Source organism: Burkholderia seminalis (assembly GCF_001718535.1).
GTDB classification, from domain to species: Bacteria; Pseudomonadota; Gammaproteobacteria; order Burkholderiales; family Burkholderiaceae; genus Burkholderia; species Burkholderia seminalis.
On sequence record NZ_CP013399.1, the window covers coordinates 808,340 to 827,240 of the forward strand.

Genomic DNA, 18,901 nt, shown 5'->3' on the forward strand with positions numbered 1-18,901 from the left:
TCGGTATCGGTGGACGGCAACGCGTTAAGCGGCGGTACGGTCACCGAAGAAATGAGGCAGGTCATGGCATCGAAACCCGTCGAAACCCGGAACGTCGTCTCCGTCGGAAGCAAGATCCGATCGCTGCGCCAGCGCCAGGGCCGCACGCTGGATGACATCGCGATCGTCTCACATCTTTCGAAATCCTTTCTTTCTCAGGTCGAGCGAGATCACGCCAGCCCGTCGATCACTTCGCTCGCGAGCATCGCGAAAGCGCTGGGCGTGTCCGTCAGCTATTTCGTCGATACGCCGACCGAGGAAGGCCGTGTGCGCCGCCATAAGGATTTGCAGTACTTCGCCTTCGCCGGTTCAGCCGATCTGCTCGCGCGCCTGTCGAATCAGTCGGGCGGCCGCCAACTCGAAGCGATTCTCGTGCGCATGCCGCCCGGCGAGCGACCAAGCAAAGTGACCACGCACGCATGCGAGGAATTCGTGCATGTGCTCAGTGGTGAAGTGACGATCACGCTCGAAGGCAAATCGTTCGTGCTCGGCGCAGGCGACAGCGCGCACTATGAATCGACAATTCCGCATCTCTGGACCAACACGCGCGACGACGAAGCCGTGCTGGTCTGGGCCGGCACGCCGCAGCTGCTCTGACTGGCGCGCGGCGCGGCAGGACTTGCTTGCGCATGAGGCGACGTCCTAAAGAGCTCGACCTTGCCTGGCAAGATGATGATGGGGCGGCTCAATATGCAGTCGCCGAGTCCAGTGCGAGGGGAGAAAGTGTCCAATCCCGAGCGGCTATCGGCGGGTGCCTGGGGGGCGTTGATCCAGATCGACGGCTGCGATCATCGATGGTGCGAGGAACGGGCGCCGGCCTGCACGCTGCCGGTGTACGTCGACGACGCGACGAGCCGGCTGACGATGTTGCACTTTACGCAAACCGAATCGACCTTCGGCTACTTCGAAGCGACACGAGCGTACATCGAATGGCACGGCAAATCTGGGGCGTTCCACAGCGACAAGGCCGCTGTGTTCCGCAATGTGAAGTCGGGTAAGACCGGTACCGACCGGAGCACGCGTTCGGCCGTCGACGTCGCCCGCGATCAGAAGCGGTATCCGACCGAAAGGAACGTCACGATCGGATTGACCCGGAATTTGCTGGTGCTCGTGACCGTGCCGACGGACGACCGGGTCGTCAGCGTGGCGCGTGTCGATACCCACGAATACGCCACCGACGCGTTGATCGACCAGCGAGAGTCGATGTTGTAGGTCAGGCCGCCGCTGACGACGGGCGCAAAGGACTTGCTGAGCGACACGGACGTCGGCCCCTCGAGCGCTGTCCCAGCGGTCGGCGAAAAATAGATCTGCCCGGTGGAGACTGGATTGCTCAGCTTGATGTTGCTGAACCACGTATAGGTGACGCCGGCGCCCAGATACGGCCTGAACCGCGCATTCGGCTGGCCGAAATAGTAGTTGAAGAGGATCGCGGGACTCCACGCGCGTGCAGTGCCCAGTTCCCCGATACCGCTGAGCGTGCCCGCACCGTTCAGGCGCCATGTCGGCGGAACGCCCATGACCATCGTCGCCGCGATATGGTCGGTCAAGAAGTACGTTGCGGTCAGCCCGAACGTATCGCCGCTTGCGATCTCCCCGCCGCTGCCGGTCATCACTTGTGACCGGCCGAGCGCATTGACGGTCAGCGGATCAGCCGACCCCTGCGGGGCAAAGTGCGACCAGCCGGCATTGACTACCCACTGGCCGGCTGATTGCGCATGCGCGCCAGAGATGGCCGCGAGCAGTACGACGGTTCCTGCGCTCATTCGTTTCATGATTGTCTCCAGATTTTGGTGTTTGTGTTCAGGAATCGTGAAACCTGTCTTCATCCCCGTGCGCCAGACGTGACGCGCGGGCGGGTCCTGCGCGGATGAAGCGCGACGCCAAGGGCATCGGGTTCTTCTTCGGTAATCAAAAGATCTTTCAGTAATTTCGGATTCCGAACATATTTGTTTAATCCAACGTCAAGCATTCCGAGAATCGACAGTCACTGATGTTCGGGTTCGACCGACGTCGAAAAGGCAAACGGGAAGCGACCCATCACCGTATGGGTCTTCGCTATCTGCGCGCGATCGCTCAGCGCCACATGCAAGGCGAGCCCGCACGACGGGTCGTCCGCCATGCTCACTCGGGCACCCTCGATGCCGGCATCGTTCAGCGCGGCGATCAGCGCGTCGAGCGTCTCCCGTCGTTTGAGTTCGGGCTTGAAGATCTTGCCGACCGCCGTGAGCGGCATTGCCTCGACGATATGAATCCGCTTCGGTAGCGCGGCACGCTCGCCGATCAAGCCGCGTATGAACGTGTCCAGCTCCGTCTCGGTTGCGGTTGCGCCGGCTTTCAACTGCACGTACGCGACGGGCAGCTCGCCTGCATGCACGTCGGGACGTCCGATTGCCGCAGCGATTTGCACTGCCGGGTGGCGGTGCAGCGGCTCTTCGATCGTCGCCGGATCGATGTTGTGACCGCCCCGGATGATGAGTTCCTTGCGGCGGCCCGTGAGCCAGAAGTAGCCCTGCGCATCGCGCCGCGCGAGATCCCCGGTGTTGAGCCACTGCCGGCCGTCGTCGAGATCGAGCCACAAGCTCTTGTTCTGATCTTCCTGAAGATAGCCTGCGAAAACGTTCGGCCCGGAAATCGTCAGCACACCGACTTCGTTCTCGACGCAATCGCGCATGTAGCGGCCGGCGTCGTCGAGTATCACCGCCTTCATCATCTGGCCGGGGATGCGCAAACCGATCGAACCGAGACGCCGTTCGCCGCCTGGCGGATTGACGCTGCTTACGCATGCGCCCTCGGTGAGCCCGTAACCTTCGAGGATCCGGACCCCGGTGCGATCCTGGAACGTGCGGAATACTTCCACGGGCATCGGCGCGGCACCGCAGAGCCCATACTCGAGCGAGTCGATATTCCAGCCGTCGACGGGCACGTCGAGCAATGCCGAATACAAGGTCGGTACCGCGCTGAAGAAATTGATCCGGTGTTGCTCGACGATTTCCCAGAATCGTTTGACGACTCCGTCGCCGCGATAGCCCTGTGGCGTACCGAGCACCACATGTGCGCCGCGCGAGAACGGCACCAGGCCGGTTGCCAGCACGGCATTGACATGGAACAGCGGTAGTCCGCAGAAAACGGTCTTCCCCGGGCCCATCCCGGCACCGACGACCTGCCCGACGCTCCAGGCATTGGCCACCTCGTTGCCGTGCCGGCGAATCGCGATTTTCGGCACTCCCGTCGTGCCGCCCGTGCAGAAGTAGGACGATATGTCGTCGGCTTCGAAACGCCGTGAGGCCAGCAGCGCATCATCGGATTCGCGCGCCATCGCAGCGTCGAAATCGTGGATCGCGATGTGGCGCGGAACGGCGCCGCGCAGACCCGCGCGCCCGTGCAGCCGTTTGCATTCGCGGCGCCCCATCACGCGCGCCGCCATTCGGCGCCAACCCTGCACGCGCTTGGCCAGATCGATCAGGACGAGGCTTTGCAGCGACGGCACCTGGCTGAGGATGGGCTGGATCTTCGACCAGATATCCGTTCCCGGAAAGGGCGCCAGCGTCACCAGCACTTTTGCGTGTGCGGCCTTGAGCAGCGATGCGATTGCCGGCCCCTCCAGCAAAGGATTGATGGCGCATACGATCCCGGCCGCTTCGCCTCCCCAGATGACGAAATGCGTCTGCGGCAAGTTCGGCAGCACGTAGGCAACCACCGAGTGGCGATCGATGCCCAGGCGCGAAAACATGTTCGCGGTCCGGGTGATATCCCGCATAAGCTCCGAATAAGTCCAGCGCGATGGCTTGCGATGATCGTCGGCGCGCAGGAAAAACGACAAGGCCGGCGCGGTCGGGTCGATCGCCGCACCACGGCCGATCATCTCGTAGGTGCTGGCCGGGAGGTCGGTGGGCGGCCCCTGGTTTTCGATTCGCAGCACGTCCGCTTCGGTTGCGATGGCGTTCATGCGAGCTGGTCCACGATTCGGTTGCGTTGCACACCGAGGTCAATCGCCCCGTCCCTGCTCCGGATCCGTGATTCGACCAGATCCCCGGCCTTCAGATACTGCGGACGCGCGGCCTGAACCTTCGTGAAAATCCGCCACTTCACGTGCTCGGGCAACAACGCGGCAATTCGTTGCTTCGCCGGCGACGGAATGCTGAGCGCGCATCCGGAAGGCGTGCCCGTTGCAAGCAAGTCACCGGCGTTCAGATCCTGAACACCCGAAAGCTCGGTGAGTGTTTCGGCCGGACCGTATACGAGATTCCCGGTCGAATCGCTCTGCCGGACTTCCCCGTTCACGGTCAGTGTCAGCGTCAGCGTGCGCAGCCGCGCGATATCGCTTGCCCCTAGCAGGCACAGATACGGCCCCACCGGCCCGAACGTTCGATAGCTTTTCCCTTTGTAAAACTGCATCTGGGGAATCTGGATATCGCGTGCGGAATAGTCGTTGACGATCACGAGGCCGGCCACGTACTCGTGCAGGTTCTGTTCCGTGATGGCTTGCCGGGACGTGATATCGCGGCGAAGCACGAGCCCCAGTTCGATCTCGTAATCCAGAAACTGCACATGTTGCGGCCGGATGACGTCGGAATCGGCGGCGACGATGCAGCCGGTCGCCTTCGTGAAGATCATGTTGAATGACTTCGCGTCTGGATTCATGCCGGACTCGATCATGTGCTGGCGATAGTTGGCGCCCTGACAAACGAACTGTTGATTGTGCGTGACCGGCGACAGCCACTCCACGTCCGACTCGGGAATCGTTTCTCCGCCGAGCGCGGCGAGTTCATCGATCCGATGTGCCCGCACGAATTCGCCGGTCGTCGGGTAGTCGCCCGGTATCGGTGTGATCCGGTGATTCCTCACCACGCCCCATTGGGCGCGCCCCTGATGCCGATAGTGCAAGACGTGCAATGCCATGAAGATGCCTCGAACAGGTCTGAGTGAAGATGAAAGTCACGCAAACAGTTTCGCGAGCGTGCGCAGCTTCGCGAAGGTGACGTCCGGACTGGTCCGGAGGTTTCGGATGAGCGATGCGATGCTTGCGGCAGTGATCTTCGGTTTGGTGAAGCTGCGCGGCATCCGGGGGCCCCACTGCGACATCGCTTCGCGGCTGACTTCGTGGATGCCCGTGGCCACGTCCGCCGTGAACATGTCCCCATCGCAATAGTGTTCGTGCTTGTCGCCCCAAGGATCCTGCCAATAGTCGAAGACCTGGCTACCGAGAATGTGGCGCCCCATCCCCCATGCGTGCGTCCATCCTTTTTCGCTCAGCAGACGCTGCCCGATCCCCACCGCGTCCGCGTCAACCAGCTCGAATGCCGAGTGGCTGTAGAGCGCTGCGAATCCCTGTGCCAACGCGAGGGTATGGTGATCCGCGGGTATCGCCCCGCGATCGAGTCGCAGGAACGCGACGGCGGGCGATCCATCAGGCAACACCTGAACGTCGCTCGGGATGAAGCCGAAGTGAGACGTGTACCACGCACAGGTCGCCTGGAAGTCGGCGAGTTCGAGCACGACATGACCGAGGCGAATCACTTCCGGCACCTCCGGCGGCGGACGCTGGGTATCGTTCACACGAACGATGGAATCGGGCGAGTTGAACGGTAACGCCGACCGGTGCGGCAGGGCGCCGGCCCGCGCTTGTCCCGCGACTGCGTCAACACGAAAACCCGATGGATCGACGAGCGTGACTCGATGCCCGCCGCCGGGCCACGGTGACGGCTCCACGTCCGATGCGCCCGGCACGTGGGCAAGCTTTCGCAGTGCGTCGATGTCGTCAACTTCAAGCCCGAAGCCGACGAAACGGTTTTTTTCAGCGCGCCGGACGACGTAGCAGAACGGCGTGGCGGCGGTGCCCCGGAGGAACAGATATTCGCCGTCACGGGATACGGTCCGCAGGCCGAAATCGTTGAGAAATCGTTCGGCCCGTTCGAGATCGGGACGCTCGAACATCAAATAGGACAGTGCCCGAGCCTTCGTCGTTGGTCGGGGGTTCCGTGCGGGTTGTGCAGTCATGAGCTTCATGGGGGCCTCAGGAAGTCGGCTGGGCAATGTGACCGGATAGCGACGACAAGGAGGTGCGCGCACCCAGCAATTGCAGGGATTCGAGAACGAGGCGGGTCGAGTCGGCCACCGGGCCTTCGTGCAGGACCGTTTTGTCCGGCCGAATCACGGCCGCCCAGCCAAACCGCACGACACCCGGCATGAACGTACCGTCCAGGTCCTCCCAGCCGTCGTTCTCGATGCGATGAAGGCGCTGCCCGCGGTGCACGACTTGCACCACGACACCACCTGCCGCAATCAACGCGGCTCGCGCGCCGGCGTCGAGTTCGACGTCTGGATCCCGTCCGAATCCGATCAACGCAAGACCGCTGCCGAACACGTCGTCGCTCAGGCGGATCGCCCCATCGTGCTTGCGCAGCCATCCCTGCGGAAGCACGGCGCCGCGCACGAGCCGCGTGGTCGAGCAGCCGGGGACGAACAAGCCTCTGCGGAACGCATTCTTCGGCTTGATCCCGAGCTCGTCGAAGTGATTCCGTAGCGGCGGAACGAGCCGCGTCAATCGCATCAGACCGTGCGTGAACAACGCGATCCCGGCATTTCGCGGCATCACGAGCTTCCCCATGAATTTCGCGACGCCGATCATTGCCTTGGCGTGAGGTCGGCGTTCCTGATCATAGGAGTCCAGAATTTTAGGGGTTGCGTGGCCTTTGACGACCCACGCCAGTTTCCAGCCGAGATTCGCGGCATCGCGCAGGCCGGCGACGAGCCCCTGGCCGACGAACGGCGGAGTGATGTGGGCGGCGTCACCCGCTAGGAAAACGCGTCCTTTGCTGAAGGTCCTGACGGTTCGGGCATGAAAACGGTACACGGCCTTGCGTTCGATCACCATGTCCTTGATGCCGCCCCACGGTGCGAGCAGTTCGCGGATGCGTTCGTCGGATTCCATCTCCTCTCGCGTCTCGTCGGGATGGAGCATGAACTCCCAACGCTCGCGCCCGCCGGGAGCGGTCATATGAGGCGTCGGCCGCCGGTGGTCGCAGAGGAACTCGACATGGTCGATCGGTCGGCGCACGTTTCGCGCGTCGACGATCAACCAGTCTTCCGCGAACGTCTTGCCCTTGAACTCCTGTCCGATCAACTGGCGCACGATCGAGCTGGCACCGTCGGCGCCGACGACGTAGCGGGCTCGCACGACGTGCCGCACGCCCTGCGCGCTGTCGAGCGTGGCGGCGACGTGATCGGCGTTCTCGTCGAGCGAGACGAGCGTCACACCGAGCGCCATTCGGGCGGTGCGGTGTGCGGTCAGTCGGGCACGCAAGCATCGCTCGAGGTCCGGTTGATAGAACGTCACAAGCTTCGGATGGCCATCGATGCTCCCGAGCGTATTGATGCGCCCGAACTCGCCGAACCACGGCGAGCGCATCCGGACGTACGGAATCGCCACCGTATCGAGGTCGGCTTCGTTCACCCCGACGTACTGCAGGATGCGAAGCGCATCGTTGTCGAGCGCGATCGCACGCGGCGCCATGAAGATCTCCGCCGCCCTGTCGACGACAAGCACGCGCACGTCGTCCCGGCCAAGCAACGCGCCGATCGTCGCGCCGACGGGACCGCAGCCCACGACCAGCACGTCGACGTCCGACGGCAAGTCGCGCCCGCCGGCACGGCTCGCGGTGTCGTTGCCTTCATGGACGCCCGACTCGCACGTCAGTTTTGTCTCCGCCACCGTTCTGTCTCCCATTCTTCAGGCAGGCCGCTGCAGGCTGCCTTGATGACATTAAAATCATAACTGATGATTTTGTCAATTTTGATGTTCGAACGTATACTCGAAACATCGAACCTACGCGCACGCCGATGCCCAGCACTTCTTCCCGTCGCACCAGAACACCGTCGCCGGCCGTCTCGAACGGGCAAGCGCCGTCAGGCCCCGAGGTTCGCGAGCCTCGAGGCGCGCGTCGAAAGCGCGAGACGCGGGCGCGCCTGCTGGATGCCGCCTTCGTACTCATGGCGCAAAAGGGGATGGAAGGCGTCGCGATCAATGAAATTACGGAAGCCGCGGACGTGGGGTTCGGCTCGTTCTATAACCACTTCGAATCGAAAGAAGCGATTCATGCCGCGGTTCTGGAAATCGTGTTCGAGGAGTTCGCGGATACCCTGGACCGCATCGCCGCCAACCTCACCGACCCTGCCGAGATCATTTCGGTGTCGTTGCGTCATACTTTGCTGCGAGCCAGAGGTGAACCGGTTTGGGGACAATTTCTCCTCCGCGAAGGGCTGTCGATGCGAGCACTCAGCCGCGGCCTCGGACCTCGGTTGTTGAGGGATATCCAGAAAGGGATCCTCGCCGGGAGATTCTCGGCAAATGACCCGCTGATGAGCGTTGTCACGGTCGGCGGCGCGGTACTGACCGCCATTGCAATCGAATTACGATTCGATGCAGACGAGAAGCCCGTCACCGACATGTTGAACATGATCGGGTACAGTCAGAACGGCTTTGCCGAGCGCGCAGCGTCATCCCTTTTGCAGACGCTCGGTGTGCCGCGAACTGAAGCGATGGAGATTGCGAATCGTCCCTTGCCGCCCGCTGTGACGTCAGCGCCCCAGGCATCGCCAGCGCGTGAGCTGTGAGCGTGAAGGGGGTGTTTCTCGACGCAGGAGGTCTGGCCGTCGGCACAACGCTGCCGATGGGGGCGAGTGATTTCGTGAAGTTGGTGGAGCGGGTTGGGGAGCGGTAGGGACGCGGTGCTGACTTTTCGGGGCCGATCGCGATGAACGAGCGCCACCGGGGTGATCCCGGTATCGGTGGCGCTCATTGAATAAGCCTCGTCAACCGAAGACCCCGCCGGTTGAGCTACCGGCCATTCCCGCTGAACTGCCCGAGCAATTCGGCAGCGACCCGATGACGGCCGAAGCCCTCCATGCCGCGACGCTGGCGCTGAAGAACGCGGCGGCTGTGCACCGCCGCCTCAATCGGCGCCGATCTTGTCTTCGGCGTACACGAGTTGCTGCAGGCGCGCGGCGGCTTCATCGCGCATCTCGATCGAAACCTGCGGCGGCACGCCGGAAACATCCGCTGGCGCGTAAAGCGCGCCGATCAGCGGCGGCTGGGCGGCGATGAACGCGCGCCATTTCTGCGACGACGCGCGCATCGCTTCGCGCGATGCACGCGGCAGGCGGCGTTCGATCGCGGCCGTCACGTCGTCGATATCCTGCAGGTACAGCGGCGCGGCCTGCGCCGCGCAGCGGCCCTTTGCGTCGAGATCGGCGAGCGCCGCGCAGTGCGCCCGTTCGAAGCGTGCGCCGCGTCGCGGTACGGCGTCGACGCGTTCGGGACGGTCGTCCGTCGCGGGCGGCAGGCGTGTGGCCAGGCTGAAGCCGTGCGCCGCGCGATCCGCTTCGAACCGTTGCAGCGACAGCGCGCGCTGCCGTGTCAGTTCCATCACGTCGTTTGCATTCATCGGCGCGTAGATCGTGCCGCGTGTCGTCGCGTAGACGGCGCCGATCAGCTTCAGGTCGGCATCCCGGCGCGCGAGCCACGCGCGCTGGGCGCGCAGCAGCGCGGGCCGGTCCGCCGCCGGCAGCGATGCCTGCAGCGCGCGATAGCTCGCGTTGAGCCGTGCGTCCCATGCGCGACCCGCATCGACGACGCATTCGTCCTGGCCTGCCGTCGACGCATGTTCGGGATCGTTCAGGCACTGCGTCATCGTCCGGTCGATCGGATCGATGCCGGTCGCGGCGTCGGGTTGCGCGGCAACGGCGGCAGGCGCGGTGACGACCGCGCAAAGCGCGAGGGCCGCGAGACGTTCGAGCATGGGCAGCGTCCTTTGTCGTGGTGAGCGTGATGACGCCCTTCAGCGTGAATCGGGTGCGTCGAACGTCAGCTGGCGGCGGGCCCCGGCCGGCTGAACCGCTGCTCGACGACCTCGGTGCCCCAGTGCGTGCCCGCGGACTCGTGGGTCAGCGTGAAGCCGAACGCGTCGTACAGGTGGCGTGCCGAATCCAGTCCCTTGAAGGTCCACAGGTAGGTCTCGCGAAACCGGTGCTCGTCGACGAAGCGCATCGCCAGCGTCATCATCTGGCGCCCGATGCCGGACCCGCGCAACGCGTCGTTCACGATGAACCAGCGCAGGTGCGCGACGCCGGTCGCCGGATCGCCGTCGATCGCGAGCGACGCGAGCGTCCGCCCGTCTTCCTGGCAGAGCCACAGCGCCTTGCCGTCGGCCGGCAACGTGCCCGCGAACTCGGCCAGCTCGGTCGCCACCCGCTTTTCGAAAAAGACGCCGAACCCCCAGTGCTCCGCATAGAAGCGTGCATGCAGGCTCGCGATGTCGCCGATACAGCCCGGTTGGTAGCCTTCGCGGATCGGCGGCGCATCGAGGGCCGTCGCGGGCGCCCTGGCGGCGTTGTCTTGCGCGAGGGCATCGGCATACAGCGCGAGGGCGCGCAGCAACGCCTGCTGGTCGGCGGGAATCATGCGACGCAACGCATTCGACACCTGGTCGGTCGCGAACGTGTCGATTCGTTTCTGCAGCTTTTTTCCTTCGGCGGTCAGGTACAGCTCGATCGCCCGCGCATCCTCGCTCGATACGCGGCGCTCCACGACACCGGCCGCCTCGAGCCGCGCGAGTTGCCGGCTCGTGTTCGATTTGTCGAGCCGCAGGATGTTGCCGAGATCCTTCGCGTTGATGCCGGGCGCCATCCCGATCTCGAGGATCGCGTGAACGGCCGACGGCGCCCAGTCGCTGTCGGCGAGCGTCGCGCGCATGAAGCCGAGCTCGCGCACCAGCTTGCGGGAGAAGTCGCGCAATTCGAGGATGGTCGCGTCGCGAGGCTTCGCGGGCGCGTCGATGAGGTCCATGGTTTGCCCCAAATGGTTGCGTGTCGCAATCGATAATAGTTGCGGATCGCAACTTGTCAAGGCGAATGTGTGGCGCGCAGAAGTGGTATTGGCGCGGATGGCGGTGTGCCGGCACGTGGACGCATACTGCGCGTATCGGGCGACGGGCGAGCGCGTGCCCGGACATCGATCCAGGTTCGCGGACCACGGAGGCCACCATGAACAAGCTGTTGCCGATGACGATCGGGTTGCTTGCCGGATGCGGCATCAGTACCGGGCCGCTCCATGCCGCCGGCGGCATGGATGCGCCGCCGTGCAGTGCCGCGCATGCGGCGGACCCGGGCGGGAACGCGGCGATGCCGGGCGCGTCGGTCCGCAGCTTCTCCACCGCCGGGTGTTCGGGCGCGGTGCTGCAGGGCGACCGCGCCACCGCGACGGTCAACGGCGACCGGATCGAACTGCGCGACGGCATCGTCTATGTGAACGGACGGTCGTACGGCGCCGTCACGCCCGCGCAGACGGTCGAATACGAGGCCGCGCGCGACAGGCGCACGTTGAAGGTCGACGGCAAGGTCCGTACGCCGCTGCGCTGAGTGCTGCTTCCAGCGCGCCGCAGCGGCGACGCGTCAAGTCACGTCGCTTTCGGGTAACTGACTTCCATGCCCGCGCGCACGTCCTGCTGGATGCCGTACTGCGCGAACGGATAGCGCAGCCCGTTGCGCGACAGCGCCTCCATTCCGGCAACGGCCTGTTCCAGCGCGTCGGGCGCCAGCGCCATCAGCATCTCGTCGTCGAGCACGCCGCCGTAGCGGCGTTCCGCGTAGCACGGAATCGACAGGCTCGGCTGCCCGGTCGACAGCGCGCGGCCCCACGAATCCGCGCATGCCGATTCGCCGACCACGCTCCAGTCGAAGCGCTTGTATCCCGACCATTGCAGCCCGTTGATGAAGTACATCATCGCGCCCGGCGTCGCGTAGAACAGCGCGATGTCGGGCACGATGCGGCCGGCCGCGAGCGGCGACACGACGAGCGCTTCGTACTGGCCGTCGGCCACGCAGTGCATCGCGGCCTGGTGCGCGCGCGAATCTTCCTGCGTCGCGTACCAGACGCCGGCCATCTGCTGGCCGGATGCCCACTCCGCGTCCTTCGCGTGACCGAGCCCGACGACCGACCGGCACTGCGCGCCGACGAGGTCGTCGGCCGTGATGCCGACCGTGAAGCCGAGCCGCGCCGTCTGCCCGACGATCTGGTCCAGCGAGTGAATCGCCTTCGGGCGGCGAATGCGCGGGACGGCTTCCATGTCCTCGCGCCGTTCGAACAGCTTCATCCCGAACGGGATGCTGCGCAGCTTGAGCAGCCGCTCGAGGTCCGCCGACAGTCCGGCAAGCGTTTCTTTCATGTGAGGTCTCCGGGATTCGCCGGACCAGTGTAGCGATCCGGGGTACCCCCTTCAACACGCCGCCGGCCGCTCAGTCGGCCAGCGTCAGCCGGCCGTCGCTGAGCCGCACTTCGCGTCCGATCCACGCCGCATCGACGCGCGGCAGCACGGCCGACGGCTTGCGCAGTTCGCGCAGCAGCGTTGCGCCGTGCGACAGCCGGCCGCCCATGCGCGCGATCACCGCGCGGGCGGCCTGGTACTGCGCGTGCCGGCCCGGGTCGAGCGCGTCTTCGAGCAGGATGTCGCGGCCGAGCACGCCCTGCGCGTGGCCCGGATAGATCATGAAGCCGGCTGCCTCGTCGGTGCCTTCGCCGCCGTCCTGCCAGAAGCTGCCGTTGCGGTCGCGGCGTTCGGGATGCGGCGCGAACCAGGTGTCGCGGTCGGCGGCCGGCATCGCGTGATGCAGGCGGAAGAACACGCGCATCAGGTTGTCGCGATACCACTCGCGTACCTGCAGATACCAGCCGCGCATGCCGGGCGCGCCGAGCGCGTGCAGCACGCGGACCGGCAGCGGCCAGGCGGGGAAGGGCTGCAGTGGCAGGTCGGCGGCCGCGGGCCGCGCGGTGCCCGGATCGGTTTCCCACGGCAAGCGGTGCGGGCTGTCGTCGAGCTGGCCATAGGCGGTCGGCGGACGTCCCCACAGTGTGCCGCCGCTGCTGGCGAGCGATGACGCGATGCACAGGTTGCCCTGCACGACGAATACGTAGAAGCGCGTGAACCAGTCGGCCAGTTGCTGGCCGTCCGCGCGCCGTTCGACGAGCGTCGCGAGTTCCCGGTCGAAGCGCTGCAGGCCGCGCGCGAGCGTCGGCAGGTGCCCGCGCGCGACGCGCTGCATGCGCCAGAACACCGGCAGTGCGCGCAGCAGGCGCAGCGGACGCCAGCGCAGCGGCGGCGTCGCGCCGCCGATCTCGCCGCTGTAGTTCGCGGCGGACACGCCCCAGTCCGCGAGACGCGCGAGGAACAGGTCGTTGTTGATGTACGACGCGCCGCCGTACAGCGCGGTGAACGGCTCGTTGTCGCGCAGCACGCGCGCATCCCAGCGCGCCATGATGGCCGGGATGCTGCCGGCCGCGCGCCGTTGCGCATATTCGACGAGCCGGCTCGGCTGCGGCGGCAGGATCTCGGCGATGTTGGCCGAGGTCAGGTGCCGGTGCCAGCCGTAGCTGCTGATCGGGCGGTATTGCAGGAGCCACAGCTGCGTGCCGTCCCATGCCCATTCGACATCGCCGGGTACGTAGTGGAACGCGCGCAGCACGCGTTGCAGGAACGTCCACAGCCGTTGCGAGGTCAGGCCGTGCGCGGCCGCGAACGTGCCGCGCCGCCACGGCTCGCCAAGCCGCGACAGGATCGCGCGCCGCGGGCTTGCCTGTCCGTCGGCGAGCGTTTCGAGGTGGCCTTCCACCCATTCGACTTCCACCGACAGATGGCGCACGAACGCGATGCCGGACAGCACGGGCGCGACGAAGCGCTGCACGACCGCTTCCTCGAGGCCGCCGTCGAGCAGTTCAGCCACGCGTGCGGCGGCATCCGATGCCGGCACGCGCAGGAACGTCGTGTGCAGGCCGGCGTTGGCTGCGTCGGCCTGGTCCTCGCCGTGGCTCGACGAGCGGACCGCCCACTCGGCGCCGGGCTGGCTCGCGAGAAAGGCGGGCAGGCGCGGATCGTCGGCGCGGGTCAGCGACAAGGCGGGCGGCACCGGCAGGCCGGCCATCGCGGCGAGTGCCAGACGTCCGCCCTTCGTGTGCGCGACGAAACCCGTGTCGCCGGCTTCGAGCCACTGCGCGAACGCGGCCGGCGCATCGATCCACGGATAGTGTCCCCAGCCGCGCTGCAGCGTGACGGTGAGGTCGGCGCGCGCGAGGATCGCCGACCACGCGGCGGCCTGGCGCACGCCGAGCACGGCATCCTGGTCGCCCCATACGAGCTCGATGCGGTCGGTGACCCACTCGAGCAGCGGCAGCGCGGTATCGGCGCGCACGAGATCCCAGTGCGGCAGGAACGCGCGGCAGCGCGCGTAGCCGGCGCCCATGCGGCGATATTGCGCGGGCGTCCAGGTCTGGTTCGAGAACTGGCGTGCGAACAGCGTCGGATGGTGCGCGAGCAGCCAGTGGATCGTCTTGCGCAGCGGTTTCGGCGCCATCAGTTTCGGCAGCCGACGTTCCCACAGGAATGCGCCGACGGGCGCGAGCAACACGCTGCGGCCGAAGTGGCCGGGGCGCCGTTGCAACGCGTGCAGCACCAGCAGCGCGTTCACGCCGACCGCCATGATCGCGTGGCCCGGTTCGGTGACGTCCAGCAGCGCCTGCGCGTACGCGGCGAGATCCTCGCACGGCGGCGCGGGATGATCGCCGAAGCCCGGCAGTTCCAGCGGCACCGGCCGGTAGCGCCGGAAGTGGGGCAGCGCATCGTCCCACCAGTCGGCCGCGCTGCCGTTGCCGGCGAGAAGGTACAGGATCGGTTTGCTCATCGATGCTTCGCCGGTCGACGATCGTCGCGGTCGCGGTCGCCCCGATCGGGGCGGCGACGTCGGCGGATGCCACGGCTCTCGTTGGTATGGGTGTTATGCCGATGCGAGTGGAGTGGAAGGGCGGCCCGCTCGGATGGATGGTTGCGGGCATTTTACGCGAGTCGATTCCGTGCGATTCGCGCTTGATTGCCGGGGCCGGATTTTTCGCTGCGCGTTTGTCGGGCGAGCGCGGAACGCAGGATCAAGCCACTGGAATCCGCCAGGCAGGATTCAACGGAAGACAGTGACAGGAAGCCGGGGTGCGGCGGGATCGATTGCGCTCGTCGCCCACGGTGTGTTGGTCAAGAACGGCGTCACGCCGATCGCGCACCGGCGTGACGAGGACGATGCATCAATGCGGCGCGGCCGCCTCAACCCGATCGACCGGGCTGCCCGGCGGCTGCCCCGTTTGCCGGCGCGATCGGCCCGAACTCAGGTACGCGGCGATCGAGTCCTGCGTGACCTCGCCGAGCCACACGCCGTCCGGGTCGAGCACGGGCATCCACGACACGCTGTACTGGTACATCTTCGACAGCACGATGCGCAGGTTGTCGTCGGCCGAGACACCGGCCGGGAACGGCGTCACGCGTTCGCCGCATGTGCCGCCGTCGCCGCGCGCCGCGCGGCGCGTCACGTAGCCGAGCGCGCGGCCCGCGTCGTCGAGCACGGTCAGGTAGCGGCAGTCGGCTTCGTCCATCACCGCGAGTGCGTGCGCGAGCGGCGTATCGACGCGCGCGGTGTCGGGTTGCGTGGCCGCGTCGCCGGCCTTCACGAGCAGCAGGCGCTTGAGCGTGCTGTCCTGGCCGACGAACTGCGCGACGAATTCGTCGCGCGGGCGTGCGAGCAGCGTGTCGGGGTGATCGTACTGAACGAGCTGGCCGCGCCGGAACACCGCGATGCGGTCACCCAGCTTGATCGCTTCGTCGATATCGTGGCTCACCATGATCACGGTCTTGTTCAGTTGCCGCTGCATCTGGAAGAACTCGTTCTGGATCGACTCGCGATTGATCGGATCGACCGCGCCGAACGGTTCGTCCATCAGCAGCACGGGCGGATCGGCGGCCAGCGCGCGAATCACGCCGATACGCTGCTGCTGCCCGCCCGACAGCTCGCGCGGATAGCGTTTCAGGTACAGCTTCGGGTCGAGCGCGACCATCGACATCAGCTCGCGTGCGCGTTCGGCGCAGCGCTTCTTGTCCCAGCCGAGCAGGCGCGGCACGACGGTGATGTTCTCTTCGATCGTCATGTTCGGGAACAGCCCGATCTGCTGGATCACGTAGCCGATGTGGCGCCGCAGGTCGACTTCGTCGAGCTGCGCCGTATCTTCACCGTTGATGAGCACGCGGCCCGATGTCGCGGCGATCAGCCGGTTGATCATCTTGAGCGTGGTCGTCTTGCCGCAGCCCGACGGGCCGAGGAACACGCAGATTTCCCCCTCGGGCACCGACAGGCTCACGGAGTCGACCGCGCGTACGGTCTGGCCGTCCTTGCGCGTGAAGGTCTTGGTCAGTTGGTCGAGTTCGATCATGTCTTCTGCACTCCCTTCGGTGTCAATGCCCGCTGCAGCCTCTGCAGCAGCCGGTCGGCGACGATCGCGAGCAGGCTCACGAGCACCGCGCCCACCAGCAGTTTCATCATGCTGCTCTGTCCGATGGCGCGCAGGATCAGCGTGCCGAGCCCGCCCGCGCCCACCACGGCGGCGATCGTCATCACGCCGATGTTCATCACGACCGCGGTGCGCACGCCCGCGAGAATCACGGGCACCGCCAGCGGCAGCTCGACGAGACGCAGGCGCTGCCACGCGGTCATGCCGATGCCGGTGCCGGCTTCCTTGATGCCCGCATCCACGTTGCGCAGCGCGAGGTAGGTGTTGCGCATGATCGGCAGCAGCGAATAGAGGAACACGGCCGTGATCGCGGGCGCGGCGCCGATGCCCTGGCCGAAGCGCGAGAAGAACGGGATCATCAGGCCGAACAGCGCGATGGACGGCAGCGTGAGCACGATCGTGGCGATGCCGAGCAGCGGCCCGGCGAGCCATTCGTGGCGATTGATGAGGATGCCGAGCGGTACGCCCGCGACGATCGCGCAGCCCACGGCGATCGCGACGAGCCACATGTGTTGCAGCGTGAGCTGCAACAGCTCGGGCCAGCTCGAAGCGAGATAGTCGAATACGCTCATCGGGTCTCCTTCAAGGTAGCGGATGCGTGCGCAGGAACGCGTCGGCGACGTCACGCGGCGATTTGCCGTCGAGGTCGACGGCCTTGGCCATGGCCTGCATCGCGTCGTTGTCGAGCGCGGCGGACAGCGCGTCGAGCTGCGTCGCGAGTCCCGGATTGCGCTCGAGCGTGTCCTTGCGCACCACGGGCGTCGCGTTGTACGGCGGGAAGAAATGCCTGTCGTCCTCGAGCGGCACGATGCCGAAGCCCTTCACGCGGCCGTCGGTCGTGTAGACGAGGCCGATCTTCAGCTGGTTGTTGTGCAGCGCCGTGTAGACGAGCCCCGGATCCATCTGCTTCAACTGCGCGCGGCTGAACTGCATGCCGTACGCGGCGAGCAGCGGCTTCAGGCCGTCCGGACGGTTCGCGAATTCCGCATCCATGCCGAACACGTAGTGCTTCGCGGCCGGATCGGTCTTCAGGTGCTCGGCGAGCTGCGACACGGTGCGGATGCCGGTGGCCTGCGCGAGCTGGCTCGGCAGGCCGATCGCGTAGGTGTCGTTGAGCGGCGACGCGTCGAGCCACACGAGCCCGCGCGGTACGTCGAGCGCCTTGACCCGCCGGTACATCTCCTCGGGCGAGAGCTTGTCCTGGATCTTGTTGTAGACGAGCGCGGCGGTGCCCGTGTAATCCCACATCAGGTCGAACTGGCCGTTTTCCAGCGCGCTGCGCGTGAGCGTGCTGCCGAGCCCCGCGCGGACTTCCACGTCGTAGCCGCGCGAGCGCAGGTATTGCGACGTGATTTCCGCGAGGACGTATTGCTCGGTGAAGTTCTTCGCGCCGAGCACGAGCTTGGCGGCGAATGCCGGTGTGCCGGCGGCCATGCACACGGCCAGGGCGGCGCACAGGCGGGCGATCGATCGAAGCGGGCGCATCATGCGGCACCTCCGTGGCGCGCGAGCCAGCGGCGGCTGCCGGTTGCGACGATGCCGTCCAGCACGAGCGCGAGGATCGCGGTGAGCGACGCGCCGAGCAGCAGCAGCGGCTGGTTGTCGAGATAGATGCCGGGGAAGATCAGCGAGCCGAGGCTGTCCGCGCCGATCAGGTACGCGAGCGGCGCCGTGCCGACGTTGATCGCGAGCGCGGTGCGCACGCCGCCGACGATGATCGGCACCGCATGGGGCAGTTCGACGCGGGCGAGCGATTGCCAGCCCGTCATGCCGATGCCCTTGGCCGCTTCGCGCAGCGCGGCCGGCACGTTCTTCATGCCTTCATAGGCATTGCGCGTGATGGGCAGCAGCGATGCGAGGAACAGCGCGATGATCGCAGGTACGTCGCCGATGCCGAAGATGCCGAGTGCGATGGCCAGCACCGCGAGCGACGGGACCGTGTTGCCGATGTTGAAGACCTGCATGAAGCGCTCGGCCCGGTGCTGAAACCGCGGCCGGCTCAGCAGCACGCCGGCCGGTACGCCGACGACGATCGCGAGCGTCATCGAGTAGACGACCAGCAGCATGTGCTGGCCCGCGTAGTACGCGAGATCGTCCGCGCGCTGGCGGAACGTGTCGGCGCCGATGCCGCGCGCCAGCGCCCATCCGACCGCGATGATGGCTACCAGGCTGCCCACCAGCTGGACAGTGCGTCGAGTCATGAAGATACCCCTCCTCGATCCCGATGCGGCACGCGCGCAGGCACGCGCCGCGATGACGCCGGATGGCGTCGCGATGGAAGTTCGTGATCCCGGCATGGCCGCGATTGAACTGACGGAAACAGTGCTGCCGGCTGCACCGAAGTGCGGCTGGCGGTCGGGTGAACGCGATGTTGCGTTCGTCTGATTGTCAGGTTCAGCCCGGCGGCGCCGTAACGGCAAGGCGCGTTCGAGCAGGGCACCGTCCTGCGAAGACGGCATGGATGCGGGCGGCTTGGCGCCGACCGCTGGG

General features: G+C 66.2%; 17 protein-coding genes and 2 pseudogenes. 6 read left to right on the forward strand and 13 right to left on the reverse strand.

The window, feature by feature from the left end; genetic code table 11:
• Positions 1-63: 63 nt before the first annotated feature.
• A complete protein-coding gene (locus WJ12_RS19395) occupies positions 64-636 on the forward strand; it encodes a cupin domain-containing protein (RefSeq protein WP_059562337.1) in 573 nt (190 codons plus the stop codon).
• A gap of 114 nt (positions 637-750) precedes the next feature.
• Positions 751-1,044 (forward strand): annotated as a pseudogene (locus WJ12_RS36830) (ISNCY family transposase); the annotation flags it as partial.
• Between the two features lie 41 nt (positions 1,045-1,085).
• On the opposite strand, the gene WJ12_RS19400 reads toward WJ12_RS36830, so the two are convergent.
• From WJ12_RS19400 to WJ12_RS19420, 5 genes are all read right to left on the reverse strand, one after another.
• Positions 1,086-1,811, reverse strand: coding sequence for an OmpW/AlkL family protein (locus WJ12_RS19400; RefSeq protein ID WP_049036737.1), 726 nt, complete (start codon positions 1,809-1,811; stop codon positions 1,086-1,088).
• A gap of 212 nt (positions 1,812-2,023) precedes the next feature.
• Positions 2,024-3,985 carry an acyl-CoA synthetase gene (locus WJ12_RS19405; protein ID WP_069245787.1) on the reverse strand — a complete coding sequence of 654 codons (1,962 nt, stop codon included), beginning with the start codon at positions 3,983-3,985 and terminating at the stop codon, positions 2,024-2,026.
• The gene (locus WJ12_RS19410; RefSeq protein WP_069245788.1) at positions 3,982-4,938 is read right to left on the reverse strand and encodes a fumarylacetoacetate hydrolase family protein; all 957 of its coding nucleotides are present in this window, start codon (positions 4,936-4,938) and stop codon (positions 3,982-3,984) included. Before WJ12_RS19410 ends, WJ12_RS19405 begins: the two co-directional genes overlap by 4 nt.
• Positions 4,939-4,974: 36 nt before the next feature.
• Positions 4,975-6,045 carry a VOC family protein gene (locus WJ12_RS19415; RefSeq protein WP_059562343.1) on the reverse strand — a complete coding sequence of 357 codons (1,071 nt, stop codon included), beginning with the start codon at positions 6,043-6,045 and terminating at the stop codon, positions 4,975-4,977.
• Positions 6,046-6,052: 7 nt separating this feature from the next.
• Positions 6,053-7,765, reverse strand: coding sequence for a bifunctional 3-(3-hydroxy-phenyl)propionate/3-hydroxycinnamic acid hydroxylase (locus tag WJ12_RS19420; protein WP_059562346.1), 1,713 nt, complete (start codon positions 7,763-7,765; stop codon positions 6,053-6,055).
• A 113-nt stretch (positions 7,766-7,878) separates the two neighbouring features.
• Here WJ12_RS19420 and WJ12_RS19425 point away from each other — a divergent pair, with 113 nt between their 5' ends.
• Together WJ12_RS19425 and WJ12_RS35990 are read left to right on the forward strand one after the other, a co-directional pair.
• Positions 7,879-8,652 carry a TetR/AcrR family transcriptional regulator gene (locus WJ12_RS19425; RefSeq protein ID WP_049036729.1) on the forward strand — a complete coding sequence of 258 codons (774 nt, stop codon included), beginning with the start codon at positions 7,879-7,881 and terminating at the stop codon, positions 8,650-8,652.
• Between the two features lie 184 nt (positions 8,653-8,836).
• Positions 8,837-8,971: pseudogene (locus WJ12_RS35990) on the forward strand (IS256 family transposase); the annotation flags it as partial.
• A gap of 19 nt (positions 8,972-8,990) precedes the next feature.
• On the opposite strand, the gene WJ12_RS19430 reads toward WJ12_RS35990, so the two are convergent.
• Positions 8,991-9,836, reverse strand: a complete 846-nt coding sequence (locus WJ12_RS19430; protein ID WP_059562349.1) for a lysozyme inhibitor LprI family protein — start codon at positions 9,834-9,836, stop codon at positions 8,991-8,993.
• 65 nt (positions 9,837-9,901) lie between these two features.
• On the reverse strand, positions 9,902-10,882 hold the full coding sequence (locus WJ12_RS19435; protein ID WP_059562352.1) for a bifunctional helix-turn-helix transcriptional regulator/GNAT family N-acetyltransferase: 981 nt from the start codon (positions 10,880-10,882) through the stop codon (positions 9,902-9,904).
• Between the two features lie 197 nt (positions 10,883-11,079).
• Here WJ12_RS19435 and WJ12_RS19440 point away from each other — a divergent pair, with 197 nt between their 5' ends.
• Entirely contained in the window at positions 11,080-11,454 is a 375-nt protein-coding gene (locus tag WJ12_RS19440; protein ID WP_059562355.1) for a hypothetical protein, read from the forward strand.
• A 38-nt stretch (positions 11,455-11,492) separates the two neighbouring features.
• Here WJ12_RS19440 and WJ12_RS19445 read toward each other — a convergent pair whose 3' ends face one another.
• The 6 genes from WJ12_RS19445 to WJ12_RS19475 form a co-directional block, all read right to left on the reverse strand.
• Positions 11,493-12,260: a DUF169 domain-containing protein gene (locus WJ12_RS19445; RefSeq protein ID WP_059562358.1), complete on the reverse strand. Its 768-nt coding sequence runs from the start codon at positions 12,258-12,260 to the stop codon at positions 11,493-11,495.
• A 70-nt stretch (positions 12,261-12,330) separates the two neighbouring features.
• Positions 12,331-14,766 (reverse strand): PEP-utilizing enzyme, encoded by a 2,436-nt coding sequence (locus WJ12_RS19450; protein WP_059562361.1) that lies wholly within the window; start codon positions 14,764-14,766, stop codon positions 12,331-12,333.
• A 391-nt stretch (positions 14,767-15,157) separates the two neighbouring features.
• Positions 15,158-16,333, reverse strand: coding sequence for an osmoprotectant ABC transporter ATP-binding protein OsmV (locus WJ12_RS19460; RefSeq protein ID WP_059562369.1), 1,176 nt, complete (start codon positions 16,331-16,333; stop codon positions 15,158-15,160).
• Positions 16,330-16,983, reverse strand: coding sequence for an ABC transporter permease (locus tag WJ12_RS19465; protein ID WP_049036718.1), 654 nt, complete (start codon positions 16,981-16,983; stop codon positions 16,330-16,332). Before WJ12_RS19465 ends, WJ12_RS19460 begins: the two co-directional genes overlap by 4 nt.
• 10 nt (positions 16,984-16,993) lie before the next feature.
• Positions 16,994-17,899: a glycine betaine ABC transporter substrate-binding protein gene (locus WJ12_RS19470; protein ID WP_059562372.1), complete on the reverse strand. Its 906-nt coding sequence runs from the start codon at positions 17,897-17,899 to the stop codon at positions 16,994-16,996.
• A complete protein-coding gene (locus WJ12_RS19475) occupies positions 17,896-18,612 on the reverse strand; it encodes an ABC transporter permease (protein WP_034191929.1) in 717 nt (238 codons plus the stop codon). Before WJ12_RS19475 ends, WJ12_RS19470 begins: the two co-directional genes overlap by 4 nt.
• On the opposite strand from WJ12_RS19475, the gene WJ12_RS19480 reads away from it, so the two are divergent.
• Positions 18,611-18,796, forward strand: coding sequence for a hypothetical protein (locus tag WJ12_RS19480; protein WP_034191928.1), 186 nt, complete (start codon positions 18,611-18,613; stop codon positions 18,794-18,796). The genes WJ12_RS19475 and WJ12_RS19480 overlap by 2 nt on opposite strands.
• Positions 18,797-18,901: the final 105 nt, after the last annotated feature.

Coding starts and splice junctions, on each gene's coding strand:
- WJ12_RS19395 (WP_059562337.1), top strand. CDS start 64: ATGGCATCGAAACCCGTCGAAACCCGGAACGTCGTCTCCGTCGGAAGC.
- WJ12_RS19400 (WP_049036737.1), bottom strand. CDS start 1,811: ATGAAACGAATGAGCGCAGGAACCGTCGTACTGCTCGCGGCCATCTCT.
- WJ12_RS19405 (WP_069245787.1), bottom strand. CDS start 3,985: ATGAACGCCATCGCAACCGAAGCGGACGTGCTGCGAATCGAAAACCAG.
- WJ12_RS19410 (WP_069245788.1), bottom strand. CDS start 4,938: ATGGCATTGCACGTCTTGCACTATCGGCATCAGGGGCGCGCCCAATGG.
- WJ12_RS19415 (WP_059562343.1), bottom strand. CDS start 6,045: ATGAAGCTCATGACTGCACAACCCGCACGGAACCCCCGACCAACGACG.
- WJ12_RS19420 (WP_059562346.1), bottom strand. CDS start 7,765: ATGGGAGACAGAACGGTGGCGGAGACAAAACTGACGTGCGAGTCGGGC.
- WJ12_RS19425 (WP_049036729.1), top strand. CDS start 7,879: ATGCCCAGCACTTCTTCCCGTCGCACCAGAACACCGTCGCCGGCCGTC.
- WJ12_RS19430 (WP_059562349.1), bottom strand. CDS start 9,836: ATGCTCGAACGTCTCGCGGCCCTCGCGCTTTGCGCGGTCGTCACCGCG.
- WJ12_RS19435 (WP_059562352.1), bottom strand. CDS start 10,882: ATGGACCTCATCGACGCGCCCGCGAAGCCTCGCGACGCGACCATCCTC.
- WJ12_RS19440 (WP_059562355.1), top strand. CDS start 11,080: ATGAACAAGCTGTTGCCGATGACGATCGGGTTGCTTGCCGGATGCGGC.
- WJ12_RS19445 (WP_059562358.1), bottom strand. CDS start 12,260: ATGAAAGAAACGCTTGCCGGACTGTCGGCGGACCTCGAGCGGCTGCTC.
- WJ12_RS19450 (WP_059562361.1), bottom strand. CDS start 14,766: ATGAGCAAACCGATCCTGTACCTTCTCGCCGGCAACGGCAGCGCGGCC.
- WJ12_RS19460 (WP_059562369.1), bottom strand. CDS start 16,333: ATGATCGAACTCGACCAACTGACCAAGACCTTCACGCGCAAGGACGGC.
- WJ12_RS19465 (WP_049036718.1), bottom strand. CDS start 16,983: ATGAGCGTATTCGACTATCTCGCTTCGAGCTGGCCCGAGCTGTTGCAG.
- WJ12_RS19470 (WP_059562372.1), bottom strand. CDS start 17,899: ATGATGCGCCCGCTTCGATCGATCGCCCGCCTGTGCGCCGCCCTGGCC.
- WJ12_RS19480 (WP_034191928.1), top strand. CDS start 18,611: ATGAAGATACCCCTCCTCGATCCCGATGCGGCACGCGCGCAGGCACGC.
- WJ12_RS19475 (WP_034191929.1), bottom strand. CDS start 18,612: ATGACTCGACGCACTGTCCAGCTGGTGGGCAGCCTGGTAGCCATCATC.